This is a genomic window from Cytobacillus sp. FSL H8-0458, from assembly GCF_038002165.1.
GTDB lineage: Bacteria > Bacillota > Bacilli > Bacillales > Cytobacillaceae > Cytobacillus.
Window position 1 is genome coordinate 500,678 of record NZ_JBBOBR010000002.1, and the last position, 12,822, is coordinate 513,499.

General features: G+C 44.0%; 10 protein-coding genes and 1 riboswitch. Of the genes, 3 read left to right on the plus strand and 7 right to left on the minus strand.

Going from position 1 to position 12,822, the window contains the following annotated elements; all coding sequences use genetic code 11:
* Positions 1 to 11 precede the first annotated feature (11 nt).
* The 6 genes from NYE23_RS23660 to NYE23_RS23685 form a co-directional block, all read right to left on the minus strand.
* Positions 12 to 578, minus strand: coding sequence for an SMI1/KNR4 family protein (locus NYE23_RS23660; RefSeq protein ID WP_341081717.1), 567 nt, complete (start codon positions 576 to 578; stop codon positions 12 to 14).
* A gap of 134 nt (positions 579 to 712) precedes the next feature.
* Positions 713 to 1,519: a YwqG family protein gene (locus NYE23_RS23665; RefSeq protein ID WP_341081721.1), complete on the minus strand. Its 807-nt coding sequence runs from the start codon at positions 1,517 to 1,519 to the stop codon at positions 713 to 715.
* A 33-nt stretch (positions 1,520 to 1,552) separates the two neighbouring features.
* Entirely contained in the window at positions 1,553 to 1,957 is a 405-nt protein-coding gene (locus NYE23_RS23670; RefSeq protein WP_341081724.1) for a hypothetical protein, read from the minus strand.
* 39 nt (positions 1,958 to 1,996) lie between these two features.
* On the minus strand, positions 1,997 to 2,359 hold the full coding sequence (locus NYE23_RS23675; RefSeq protein ID WP_341081727.1) for a hypothetical protein: 363 nt from the start codon (positions 2,357 to 2,359) through the stop codon (positions 1,997 to 1,999).
* A 15-nt stretch (positions 2,360 to 2,374) separates the two neighbouring features.
* Positions 2,375 to 3,580, minus strand: a complete 1,206-nt coding sequence (locus NYE23_RS25310) for a hypothetical protein (RefSeq protein ID WP_445662628.1) — start codon at positions 3,578 to 3,580, stop codon at positions 2,375 to 2,377.
* Positions 3,581 to 3,706: 126 nt separating this feature from the next.
* Positions 3,707 to 4,636, minus strand: coding sequence for a methyl-accepting chemotaxis protein (locus NYE23_RS23685; protein WP_341081732.1), 930 nt, complete (start codon positions 4,634 to 4,636; stop codon positions 3,707 to 3,709).
* Between the two features lie 61 nt (positions 4,637 to 4,697).
* Positions 4,698 to 4,781: riboswitch (cyclic di-GMP riboswitch) on the minus strand.
* A 166-nt stretch (positions 4,782 to 4,947) separates the two neighbouring features.
* Here NYE23_RS23685 and NYE23_RS23690 point away from each other — a divergent pair.
* Positions 4,948 to 6,474: an alpha/beta hydrolase gene (locus NYE23_RS23690; protein ID WP_445662630.1), complete on the plus strand. Its 1,527-nt coding sequence runs from the start codon at positions 4,948 to 4,950 to the stop codon at positions 6,472 to 6,474.
* Between the two features lie 439 nt (positions 6,475 to 6,913).
* Here the strand turns inward: NYE23_RS23690 and NYE23_RS23695 are convergent, their stop codons facing one another.
* Entirely contained in the window at positions 6,914 to 8,125 is a 1,212-nt protein-coding gene (locus tag NYE23_RS23695) for an MFS transporter (RefSeq protein WP_341081736.1), read from the minus strand.
* Between the two features lie 267 nt (positions 8,126 to 8,392).
* Here NYE23_RS23695 and NYE23_RS23700 point away from each other — a divergent pair, with 267 nt between their 5' ends.
* Positions 8,393 to 10,009 carry an SWIM zinc finger family protein gene (locus NYE23_RS23700; protein ID WP_341081739.1) on the plus strand — a complete coding sequence of 539 codons (1,617 nt, stop codon included), beginning with the start codon at positions 8,393 to 8,395 and terminating at the stop codon, positions 10,007 to 10,009.
* The gene (locus NYE23_RS23705) at positions 10,002 to 12,821 is read left to right on the plus strand and encodes a DEAD/DEAH box helicase (protein ID WP_341081741.1); all 2,820 of its coding nucleotides are present in this window, start codon (positions 10,002 to 10,004) and stop codon (positions 12,819 to 12,821) included. Before NYE23_RS23700 ends, NYE23_RS23705 begins: the two co-directional genes overlap by 8 nt.
* The last annotated feature ends 1 nt before the right edge of the window (position 12,822 follow it).

Consider the following 12,822-nt stretch of genomic DNA (forward strand, 5'->3'; position numbering starts at 1 on the left):
ATATCATACATTTACTCAAATTCATAGAATATCCTATTTGCTAAATTGTTTTTCCCCTTCAAAATCACTTCACTAAAAAAGATTTCCAGATTTTTATAGGATTTCAGGATTTTTTTGGACCTATATTCTATCTCCAATATATTCTCGTTAAGCATATCAATCACATAGTACGTATTCTTCACAAGCGAATCAGCAAAAATAAAATGATTTTCCGGGGTTCCTTTTCTTCGGTATAAGTCCTGCATAACTTCTAAATCAAATGCCTGGTGAACCTGTTCTTCATAACTTAGCCCTCTGTAAGTCTCCGGGCCTATTCCTGACACTCTAAGGATGTCAAATAAGTAACAGCCATTGCAGTTTCTTAGAAATTCTTTATAAACTGATGGAAAGTGAACCTTTGTTTTTGTTTCATAATCCACGATCGCCTTAAGTACTAGGCCTGGCTGTAAGTGGGTATGCCAGCGGCCTTCTCCTAAATGGCCATATAGGACAGTATTGGTTCGAAGCTTTTTCTTATCTGTCTCATAGATTTGATCTAATTCTTTTTTTAGAACATCAGCTTTGAATATTTTTGCCATGTTTAATCCCCTTTTCCGAAAGACTGTATCAATAGGAATTAAATTTTCATTGTTTTAATGTATTATGCGCAAAGGCTCACATTCATAAAAACTTTCAGACTGATAAACATCATACGGGAATTAACTAGGCTCACCTAACAGCAATCCCAATTATAAAGAACATTAGTGAAATTCCTGTTTTTTAAATCTTCTTCTTTTATAAAGAAGTTTGCAACACCGCTGTCCCCGAACATTAAGTCAATATCATCGTCGGTATCCGCCTGGAATAGCAGTATGGTATATTCTCCTGTTGGATCACTTTTTTCTCTCGGATCCTGCTGGGTGAAGTAAGGATAACCGCCTATTTTATGGCCCTCTGCACCTAACTCCTCAAAGTAGAGCTCATGTAAATCTTCATAGTCCGGATGATCGATGGATTCGAATAAGTCGATATTGACCATGTCCTCAAAACGGAAATCATCAGCCGGTACAGGAGCGATCTTAAGCTGGAAACTCATCTTTGCTTCCTGGACTATCGGATCATATTCATTACTTAAATCAGGTACATACGAAAATTCTGTCACCAGGTCTTCCTCACCTTTCACGATATTTGGATGATAAATAACCCGGAAGTTTCTTTGAGCAGTCGGGTTATCAAAATCAAGCCCGTACACATCATCAGCCGGCGAGAGATAGAATTGAAGAATCCCGCTTTCAGGCATCGGCTCAATGTGGGGAACTTCTTCGAAATTAATCTGTGCAAATAGATTCATATAATTCCCCTGCTCATCCTTTGGGTGATCGCTCAACTTTGGAAGGTAGGGATGTCCTCCAAACTTACTTTCAAAAAAGGTGGTCTTCCCTCTTTCTGCTTGGATGCTGACAAACGGTTTAGCTGTTTTTTCTAATTCGGTTCGATATTTTTCAAATTCCTTCGGCAGCTTTAATACTAAACTGGTCATAAGATTCTATCCTCCTGATTCTATTCAATCCGCTTAATTAGTCACTTCTGTTAAAATTTCATCCATATATTCCTTTAATTCTATTCTTATTTCTTCCGGCGATTCATCCAGGAGCTCTCCGGCCACTTTGGAACCAGGGAATTTTCTTAAGACTGGCATGCCTAAAAATATGCGTTCGCATTCCCAAATTTTAATAATCTTTAAGTCTATGAGGTCACCGTTCTTGTCAGTAAATCCTACTGAAATGGAGGAACTGTATCCAGGATGAAAGACATCATTGCCTTCTTGGTCAAAGGCAGATTCCAGTTTGAGGCCTTTCTTTGAAAAAGCAGTTCTATGCTCTTTTTGGAGTCTTTCAGCCTGTTCTTTAAGTTTCTGTTCAATATCTTCAATCTTCATTTTTAACTGCGGGGTAAAGTCTTTATCCTGAATTCTCATACCATCAGCTGCTCTCATTATTCTTTAAAAACGCTCAACTCACCGATACTGCTCTTTAAAAATCAGCTTAAACTTGGGCCTTAATGTTATTTCTATAATGTTTTCATATAAATCTGATTCACCATGAAACAATCGAATGATCGCATATTCCTTTTCATCCGCAGCAATTTCTATTTTCCTTACAGAAAGCAGCTTCATATAGGAAAGAACTTCATTAGAGTTTTTTTCTCTTACATCCATTATAAATTCATCATAAAAAGGAGATAGCCTGACCTCCATCACTTCATTTTCATTTTCAAAAATAAAAGATGAAGTGTCATAATAAAAATTCTCCTTCTCATCTTTTCTCCCCGGCAATGATTCAAACACCGATATTAGGTCAGCTTCTTCTGGGATCTCCATGATTATACCCTCCTATTAAAAACAGCGATTACCATTCCCTCCATTCCTCTGTTCCCTCCATTCCTCTGTGATGTCCCCGTCAAACTCCAAACCCGCTATGCCTGCAGCTTCCATAATGTATTCACAGAGCTCTTCTCTTTCAAGTGTTTCGATAAAGTAATCATACTTTTCATTTAGCTTGTTCAGCTTTAGAGTCACTTGTTTTACATATTTCTTGATCTCTTTTTCCGTCAATCCGCTATCTTGGGTCAGGTTTTTCATAAACGAATCAAGAACCTTATTGGCAGCCCTGATATTTTCTTTCGTGAACTGATCATCACCATCTGCCATTCTCTTTTCCCACTCATTTACAGGCAGAGCCAGTTCCCCAAATTTCTTATCCTTTTCTGCATCCCTATTCTTAATTTTCTGCTTGGTGTAATACACTTCCTCAATGTTTTCACACACAGAGAGATCGCCATCTTGTACATGCGTATCGGGAAAGATGAGAGCCTTCATCTTAGGCAGATTTTCAGTAAAACGAATTGAGGGTATCTCCCCACAATTAATCAGCTTTAATTGTTCCAAATGCATCAATTCACCAATAGACGAAAAATCTTCAACCCCCTTGCAGCTCTCAAACTCCACATCACTCAGCGGAGCCTTCACTTTGCGAAGCGCACTAACATCTTTTAAACTCCTAAGATAATTCAACTGGAGCATTTGCAGGCTTGCTATCTCTTGGATTCCTTCAAGTGTGACAATATTTGATTGTGTTAAAATAAGCTCTTTTAAGCTTGTTAACCCACTAAATTCAGTGAGATTCCTGGCTTTCGGCTTATAGCTCCACAGCTGGGCTCTGGTTAGCTTACTTAATTCATTCAGTCCCGCCGTTTTACTCGGCAGTTTCCCGTATACTTCTTGCAGATTCTTAAGTTCTCCTATTTTAAAAACATTTCTAGTGGTTGTTTCATTTATCGATAGAATCCTTAGGTCCCTTAAGCTATAGATTCCGCTCATGTCTTTTATAAAGGAATTAAAAACATCCAAATGTTCAATACCCAGGCATTCATTCAAAAAATAAACATCTGGAGAATCAAAATCTGACACACCCACATGTTTAATGCTATGTTTATTGATATATTCCACACTCTCATTTATAGCGGCCGGATCTTCAAAGATTACCTTCTCACCAGTTTCACTCCTGCGGATATAGACATTCCCTTCATAATAAAACGGCATATGGATACCTCTTTTTCATTTAACTTACTGCATACTATAGAATTTCTCCGCCGCCATCCATTTTTCCTATCAACCAAAAAAGAGCTGCTATAAAAGCCGCCCCATCATAACGTTTTATACGTTTTCCTATAAAATACCCTTAAAACCTTTCGCCTGCTCATCCAGCTTTTTTGCTGCTTCCCCGATATCTTTAAATGCGGATACCGCCTGTTCATTAAGAACCTGATTTTCAGAGATGCCTGACTGCGATTGCAGGGTGGCGTCACTGATTTTGTTGATTTCACTTGATATTCCTTCAATATGGGCGTTGACTTCCTGAATGGAGTCCTGCACCCGGTTTGCGAGCTTTCGCACTTCTCCGGCAACGACATTGAAGCCTCTGCCATGCTCGCCGGCACGTGCTGCTTCTATGGCTGCATTTAGGGCGAGCAGGTTGGTTTGGGCTGCTATTTCCCGGATCGTTTTTACGATGCTGCCGATGGATTGTGCCTGTGATTTGAGAGAATGCAGGATTTCCAGGTTCCCTTTGGACTCAAGAACAAGCTTGCCTATTGCCTGAGCGGCCTCTTCACTTCTCTCAATTCCAGCTTTTGCTTTCTCACTAAGGGCTTCTGACATTTCCTGCAGCTGGGATGCCACCTGTGCTGTATTCGTTTCCCGTTCTGTTATATCTGTTGCAATCTTCACGACACCAGCGACCTTGCCGTCATTCCCGAAGACCGGTGTGTATGTAGCTTCGAGCCAAATAAGGTTTCCCTGTTTGGTCACACGCTGGATCTTTTCCTGAAAGCTCTTGCCATTGCGCAGATTCTTCCAAAGCTCCTGGTATTCCCTGCTGGCGGAAAATTCTGGGGTGCAAAATTGCTTATGCAGCATATTTGGCATCTCTTCTGCCCGATATTTCACAGTGCGGGCAAAATTTTCATTTGCCCAGAGCACTTTCCCATTCCCATCAAATTCAATCATCGCCAGAGAATTTTCAATTGCAGCCAAAACAGCTTCTTTTTCTAGAACCTGTGTGCTTTTAACATGATTAGGCTGATACGTTGTAAGCATGCTCTTCCTCTTTTCAAAAAAAGTTTATCAGAACATATCCTTACAAAAGAACTGTTCCCCTGTAAGTGCTGGCCGGTTGCGCTACTAGCTCGAATTCATTCAAGCGCCCAAATTACCTTGAATTCTCTTTGCTTCCAACTTGTTCTATTTATATGTCTATAGTACTAGTATCGGTTTGGCATCACAATTTTAAATGCTCTGCTCTTCAATATGCTGAAAATTCGAATAATTAAACATTAAGACCCATGATTCCCATAATTAGTAAAAGTAGAATAGAACTGTAAGAGATGATGAAGAAGGGATGGATTTATCTGAAAAATAAGCTGATTGCGTTATCTTTGGCTTCTGTTTTAAGCTTTTCACTTTTTCCGGAAAGTAGTTTTGCGGAGCAAACTGCTGTGGAAAACCAGGCGATCATACCTGGTGCGCACACAGTAACAGAACAATACTTTGACGGCGCCGGCAACAACTGGCTCACAACAAAGAATCCCCTGCAATATCAGCAGGCAACTCTTTACGGCAATATCGGCCTGACTCCTTATCTATGGGGAAATGCAGCAGAAGGAACCGGATGGCATCAAATGTACAAGCCTGCTTCTGTAACGGGGACTCAGGTAAATGGTGTTTTTGAAGATGCCCAGTTTGTCATCAGGGTTCCGGATCACTGGAATGGCCGGCTGGTAGTTTCGGGAATCCCGGCGACACGAAATGAAACGTCGACCGATCTGCTTTTCAGCGATTATGTATTGGAAAAAGGATATGCTTTTGCTGCGATCGATAAAGGCACCCAGGGTGAGGCTAATTCGGATGATCCATTTGCAAAAGTAAAAAATGCTTTAGTCAATGAAGATGATAGTGTAGCAGAATGGCATCAGCGGTTTCGCCAGATTACGAAAGCTGCTCAGCAGTACTTAGCCAGCCATTATTCGGATGGGCTGATCGATCCGGCAGACTCTTCTGATCCTGCGAGTGATTTAGTATCAGCAGAGCATAAGATTCCTACATATGCAATGGGAATTTCCAATGGCGGCTACGTCGTTCGCTATGCTCTTGAAAATGATGATCCGGAGAAAACCGGCGAACCCCGCCTGTTTGATGGAGGAGTCGACTGGGAAGGTGTTCTCTGGACGGAGAAAAAAGAAAACTTGATCAGTTCCCTGACCACTGTTGTGAATCATGCTGAGGAAGCTTTGTATGGCAGCGGCAAAGAACAGCAAAAAGCGGTTAAAGAGTTATACAAAGCAGGCTTGCCAAAAGGGTCGGAAAAACTGTGGGCCTACCATGATCAGGTTTACTGGTTTGTTTCGCTGAATATCTATCGGGATCATTTTGATCCTGAAGCACCCGGCCGGATGGAATGGAGCAATTACCTGAACTTCGTTAATGGCGTGAGAGATCGTTCCTATGATTCTATTTTTGAAGATTATAAGTATGTGACCCGGCCGAAGGAAGTAAAGGAAAATATTAAGGCGGTGGCCAATACTGGAGATATTGATGTGCCCTTGATTTCTTTCACAGGTTCCCTTGATTCGCTGATATTCCCGGAGATTCATGCCAAGGGCTATCAAGAGCTGGTCAAGAAAGCCGGAAAGCAGGATCTGCACAGAATGTATATGATCGAGAACGGCAACCATGTAGACAGCCTTGTCTGGAACCCAGGTACCGATCCGGATCAAGAACTTCAGCCTCTGCTGCCTTATGCTCATCAATCATTTGACCTGCTAGTTGACTGGGTGGAAAACGGTAATGCGGCCCCTGCGAGCAAAACGGTTGATGCACCGGAGAACCCGGTTAAGGTCATTAATTTGAAAACTGGGCTGGAACGGGATCCCCGTTAGGCTGGAGCAGATGTGGTTCGGAAATTAGACAAATGCTTTCCGCACAAATATTGAGCTTACCCGCACAGAAACTGATTTTAGTGGCACATGATAGCATCTCATGGCGGTTTTTTGTGGTAGAAAGATGCCCCAATCGTTATAGATTGGGGTTTTAAGCGTTTTTTAGTAAATAAGCTAGGGTTACCCCCAGGTTCGGACTCTAAGTGGTAAAATCACGTTCTCTCTGTCTGAAGTCACCTCGCTTCTGACTCTAAGTAGAATATTCCGGCTTCCTCTGTCCGAAGTTGCTCCAAGTTCGGACTCAAACTACTGCGTTTCTTCTTTCTCAGTCCGAAGTTGCCCAGGCTTCAGACTCAAAGTTGTAATATTTTCGCTCCGTCTGTCCGAAGTTACCCCGGGTTCGGACCCCCGCTCATCCTCTCCAAAACACATTATCATATCAGCGAAGAACCTTCCGGCTGCCCTCCATCAGCCACATCACTACCGGAAGCAGTCCAAAGGAAATCACGGTAATCCCCGTCCAGCCTCCAGTCTGCCATACCAGGCCGGCAAGCGTCCCTCCGGTTGCGACTCCAAGGTAATAGCTTACGAGATAGATGCTCGAAGCACCGGCTTTGTGATGGGCGGCGCGCTCATTTACAATAGCCGCCATCAGTGAATGCGCCACAAAGAACCCCAGACAGGTCAGGCATAGACCTATTACAATGACTGATAAAGAATGCACATTTGTAAGCAGGGTCCCTCCTATTAAAATGATTGTTCCAACTGAAACCAATGTGGTTTGCCTGAAATAAGCAGATAGTCTTCCGCCCATAACGGAGCCAACTATACCGAAACTGTATGCAAGGTAGGTAAAAGAAATATTTTTTACAGAAAGATTAAAAGGATCCTGTTCGAGGTAAAAAGGCAGGTATGTCCATACTCCTGTAAACGAAAACTGGAGGAAGATTCCCATCGCGAATGCAGGAAAAAGCTTCGTATTTTTCAAATGTGAGCCCATGCCTGACAAGTCTTTTTGTACAGATCTTTTACTGGGCTTAAAATAATGAGACTTTGGCAGAGTCATAAAATAAATGATGAATAGCAAAATGGAAAATCCAAATAGGAAGTAAACAGAAGTCTGCCAGCTGGCCATATCTGCAATGTACCCGACGAAGATTCGGCCGGCCATTCCGCCAATGGCATTGGCTGCAATATACATGGTGATGCCTAGACTGATGCTCCTAGGATCCAGTTCCTCCCCTAAATACGCGATGGCAGCTGCAGGCAGGCCCGCTATACAAAAGCCCTGCAGGAAGCGCAGCATCAGAAAGGCTTCAAAATTAGGCGCAATCGGCAATAGCACCAGCGGAATAATGGTGCAGACAAGCGTGAAATTCATTATGGAAACCCGCCCGATTCGATCAGACAGAAATCCGAAGAATAACAATCCGAAAATCATAGAAACTACAGCAGCAGACAGTGATAAACCGGCTGTTGCAGATGTGATGTCAAATGAATTCGACAGCAGCGGCATAACCGGCTGCACAAAGTATAAGTTAGCGAACACTAAAATGGATGCACTCGTCATCGCAATCATAATTTTTTTGAAGCCGGCATCCTGCAGTGAATATTTACTTGGTTCCTTTTGTAGAGCATTTACAGCAGTCATTTTTTCACCCTGTTCCATTAAAGCGTTAAATTCATCATACCATTTTTTAAAGGAAATCGAAAAACTCTGATTTTTCTCTTCGTATGATTTCCTTTACGAATATCCTTCTACTATTTTTGAAACAGCGCGCACCTTCATTCCAAGTGTCCTAAATGTTATAATAAAGGAATGTACTTTACAGGGCAGCCTGTTACGTTAACAGGTGCCTTGCTTTAATAAATTCGACAAAATTCGGGTGGTGCCTGTCACCAATGAGGAGGTATGAACATGATTCCGGAGCGGTTTTTGGAGCCCTTGGAGTTTGCAGCGAATGAGCTGAAGGGGCTGGTGCGGGCTGAGAATGAGGAGGATGTGCGCCTTGTACAGAAGGGCTTGATGCTTTTTCGGCAGGGGCTTGTGTATCAGCTGCGCTTTGAAGGTGATAAGGTGCTGGCGACTGTACAGGATGTGACTCCGGCAAAGGTTGTACTGGATCTTGAGTTCATTCATTTGAGTGAGTGTTCCTGCCCAGCTGAAGGATTCTGCCGCCATCAGACTGCTGTCTTTCTGCAGCTTCTCTCTAAAGCCAGAAGTGTGTCCATGTGGATTGAAGAGTGGAGGAAGCCGATTAAGGAAAAGCAGACCGCCAAGAATTGGGGACTTCAAAAAGCGAAGGATCTTTTGAAATCCTCCGGCCAGATGAAGGCGGATTATGATCGCTGGGCTGCTGCATTCGAAGAAAGCTTTACCGAGCTGATGGAAAAACAGGGAGAACCCCGTCCTTATGTACTTCCTGAGCTTTTCCATGTGTATCTGCGCCGCATGAAAGCGGGAGCACCGGTGGAGCAGGAATGGAAGCTTCTTTACCTTCTGATCGGCTATGTTTTTTCTTTTAAAAAGCTGATGGCGCTGAGCAGGAAGTACGGCCATGGCGAGGAATTGATTGACCGCTACTACCGCCATCTCTATCAGTCCCTTATGGAAGATTCCGTTGAGATCATGAATAAATTGTCGGTGCACTCCCTCCCCTTCGCTTTCGATCAATTTATCGAAAAGCTGAAGGATGATTCTGCGGGACTGATCACCGGTTCTTTTGGGATGGAGTATGAACGAACCCATCTATACCGGCTGTTATGGACGCATTTTTTCAAAAAGAAAGAGTGGCGTGAAGCGGAGATCGAGAAGCTGAAATCCTCCATAGAGGAAGAGCCTAACCTGCCGTTATTGGCTGGCTATGTGCATCTTCAGATTCTTGAACGCAATGATGAACAGGCACTCAGTGTTTTAAATGTGCAAAATGTCTTAATGACTCCTTATTTGCTTTACTGGCTCGATTACTTTTCAGCCAATAAGGACTGGAATCGGATGAGCCCGTATGCAGAAGCATTTATCCATAAATTACGTGATTATCTGAAAGAAATTGATGACTATTACGCCTGCATGGATTTTACCCGGATGTCCATCAAGGCGATTTCTCCATTTTGCCTGGAAAGCAGCAAAATGGATTTGTACGAGAAAGCCTTGATGGAGACGCTGCCGTACAGCTACAGTGACTATGAATATTTGCTTTTTGAAAAAGGCGAATTCATGAAATGGGCGGACCTGCAGGCGTTTATTGGCTTTGATCTTGATTCTCTTGGCAAGGACCGGATCAGGGAAATCAGCAAAAAGGAGCCCTCCATCCTCCTTCCGCTTTATCATCAGTCCATCACTGGCCATATTAATATGAAAAACAGAGATCATTACCGCGAGGCCGTCCGGAAAATGAAAAAGCTTCGCACGCTGTACAACAAGCTGAAACGCCAGGAAGACTGGCAGCTTTTTCTTGAATTGCTGCTCGAAAAAACGAAACGTCTTCGCGCCTTTCAGGAAGAATGCAAAAGGGGTAAGCTAATCGATGCTTAAAACGAGATTTCTCCATGTGAAAGTGAAACCAATAACCAATGAACGCTACCTAATTTTTGCTGTTAATGAAGAGGGACGCCTGCTTTCTCCGAAGGAATGGAAGCCTCTTCTTTTTAACCATCACAGGGAAAGCTTTTTCGGAACCATGCTTGATGCTGCAGAGGCAGACGGGATTAAAGGGATCTCCGTAAGCGGATGGCAGCTTGTCACCCTGTTTGCGGCAGAGCAATTCAACCGTTTGATTGATTGGAGCTGGGATGAAACGGCCGAAATTCTGCTGGCCTCCTCTCATGCTCTTTATGATTCGATCGTGGACCAGGAATGGATGCCGGATTTTGCCGCCTGGGAACAGGATCAATTCCGCTGGGCACTGCCGGAAAGTGTGATCGCCGAATTTGGCACAAGCTTTTGGGAGCAGACAGTAGAAGGCTCTCCAGTCAGGGAGTTTATCGGGGATTTATTCCACCGCTCCCTTGATGGCTATATGAATCAAAACCATGAAGCGAAAGCGCAGTTCGGTGAGAAGCTTGAAGCCTTGCGGAGTGAGCATCTCTCACCAAGGGATCTTGCAGCTTATTTCGATGAAGAAAGCTGGCAGGAATGGATCGGGGTCAAAGCAATTGAAGCTCCTTTCTCAATCGGACTTAAGCTTGAAGAGCCCGGGGATATCGATACCAGCTGGGATTTGACTATATTTCTGCGCGGAAAAAAGAACCCTGATGTATTCGTCGATTACAGGGACTATTCGAATTATCCGCAAGAATGGCATGATTATGAGGATTCAATTGAAAAAGAGATCCAGCGCTGGCTGGAGCTTTTCCCATGGCTTGAAGGCAAGCCCGGCGAGATTTCGACTATGCTGACGGAAGATGAAGCCTGGACTTTTCTGACAGAGGCAAGCGAAACCATGCTGGCACTCGGCGTGGAAATCCTGCTTCCATCATGGTGGCAGGCTATGAAGAACGCAAGCCTCAAGGTTAAGGCAAAAGTGAAAGGAACCGGAGGCCACCGCCCCTCTTTTGTCGGGCTGCAGTCGATGCTTGATTATGATTGGCGCTTCAGCATGAATGGCGTTGACTTAACAGAGGAAGAATTCCGGGGCATGGTAGAGGAAAAAAGACGTCTCGTCTACGTTCGCGGCCGCTGGATTAAGCTGGATCCCCATTTTGTCCGCCATATCCAGGATTTAATGAAGAAAGCGGAAAAGGAAGGTTTGCATGTCCGTGATTTGATCGAGCAGGAGCTTATGGCTGACGGGAGCCCGCAGGAAGACGAGCTGGATAATCCTAAAACATTTGCCCGGATTCAGATTGAGCTTAACCGCCAATGGAAACAGATGGTGAAGCAGCTCCGCGATATTAAAAACCTTCCGCTTGAAGAAGTCCCTGCAAGCTTCAAGGGTGATCTCCGCCCTTACCAGAAGCTCGGGATGAGCTGGCTGCTGTTTTTGCGCCGCTATGGGTTTGGTGCTATTTTGGCAGATGATATGGGACTTGGAAAAACGATTCAGCTGATCTCTTATCTTTTAAAAGTAAAGAAAGAGGAAGATAGCGGACCTTCGCTCATTGTGTGCCCTACTTCTGTCCTCGGCAACTGGCAAAAGGAAATCGAGCGCTTTGCCCCTGGCATGAGCGTATATCTCCACTACGGATCCAACCGGCTGAAGGGAGAAAGCTTTTCTGAAAAAGTAATGGAGTCTGATATTGTGCTGACCTCCTATGGACTAACCCATATGGATCTGGAAGATTTTGAAGCAATCGAGTGGAGTTCCATTTCGATTGATGAAGCCCAAAATATTAAAAATGCCCAGACAAAACAATCTAGGGCTGTCCGGAAGTTAAAGGGCAAGCACCATATTGCCCTCACCGGCACGCCGATGGAGAACCGCTTGACCGAGCTCTGGTCCATTTTCGATTTTACGAACCACGGCTATCTCGGCAGTCTCGGGCATTTCCAGAAGCGCTATGTTCTGCCGATTGAGAAGGATGACAACAAAAATAAAGTTAAGCAGCTGCAGGCCTATATCCGCCCCTTCCTGCTCCGCCGCACGAAAAAGGATGAGGATGTAGCCTTAAACCTGCCCGATAAGCTTGAGCAGAAGGAATATTGTCCGCTGACTGCTGAACAGGCTTCCCTATATGAGCAGCTTGTCCAGGATACATTCGCACAGATCGAAAAGCTTTCCGGGTTTGAGCGCAAAGGCCTGATTCTGCAGTTATTAAGCCGCTTAAAACAGCTGTGCAACCATCCGGCCCTTTATTTAAAAGAGGAGAAGCCTAAGCATGTCCTTGAGCGTTCTGTAAAGCTTGAAAAATTAAGCGAACTTGTTGGCGCTGTTCATGAGCAGGGAGAAAGCTGCCTGATTTTTACCCAATATATCGAAATGGGAAATATGATCGCCCGTCTGCTGAAAAAACAATTCGGATTTGACGTGCCGTTTTTAAACGGAAGCGTGCCAAAGCAGGAGCGGGATTCTATGATCAGCCGTTTTCAGAACCATGAGTTCCCGGTATTCCTGCTGTCGCTAAAAGCAGGCGGAACCGGTTTGAATCTGACGGCAGCAAACCATGTTATCCATTATGACCGCTGGTGGAATCCTGCTGTGGAGAATCAGGCGACTGACCGCGCCTACCGGATTGGGCAAAAACGCTTTGTTCATGTGCATAAAATGATTGCCACCGGCACACTCGAGGAAAAAATAGATGCTATGCTTGAAAAGAAGCAGTCCCTTAATGATCAGATCATTACTAGCGAGAACTGGATTACCGAGCTTTCAACAGATGAGCTGAGGGATCTGGTTCACCTGACATAAA

What these genes read in the sequence shown, in the direction of transcription:
- NYE23_RS23660 (WP_341081717.1), bottom strand. Translation starts at nt 578, where the DNA reads ATGGCAAAAATATTCAAAGCTGATGTTCTAAAAAAAGAATTAGATCAA.
- NYE23_RS23665 (WP_341081721.1), bottom strand. Translation starts at nt 1,519, where the DNA reads ATGACCAGTTTAGTATTAAAGCTGCCGAAGGAATTTGAAAAATATCGA.
- NYE23_RS23670 (WP_341081724.1), bottom strand. Translation starts at nt 1,957, where the DNA reads ATGAGAATTCAGGATAAAGACTTTACCCCGCAGTTAAAAATGAAGATT.
- NYE23_RS23675 (WP_341081727.1), bottom strand. Translation starts at nt 2,359, where the DNA reads ATGGAGATCCCAGAAGAAGCTGACCTAATATCGGTGTTTGAATCATTG.
- NYE23_RS25310 (WP_445662628.1), bottom strand. Translation starts at nt 3,580, where the DNA reads ATGCCGTTTTATTATGAAGGGAATGTCTATATCCGCAGGAGTGAAACT.
- NYE23_RS23685 (WP_341081732.1), bottom strand. Translation starts at nt 4,636, where the DNA reads ATGCTTACAACGTATCAGCCTAATCATGTTAAAAGCACACAGGTTCTA.
- NYE23_RS23695 (WP_341081736.1), bottom strand. Translation starts at nt 8,125, where the DNA reads ATGACTGCTGTAAATGCTCTACAAAAGGAACCAAGTAAATATTCACTG.
- NYE23_RS23700 (WP_341081739.1), top strand. Translation starts at nt 8,393, where the DNA reads ATGATTCCGGAGCGGTTTTTGGAGCCCTTGGAGTTTGCAGCGAATGAG.
- NYE23_RS23705 (WP_341081741.1), top strand. Translation starts at nt 10,002, where the DNA reads ATGCTTAAAACGAGATTTCTCCATGTGAAAGTGAAACCAATAACCAAT.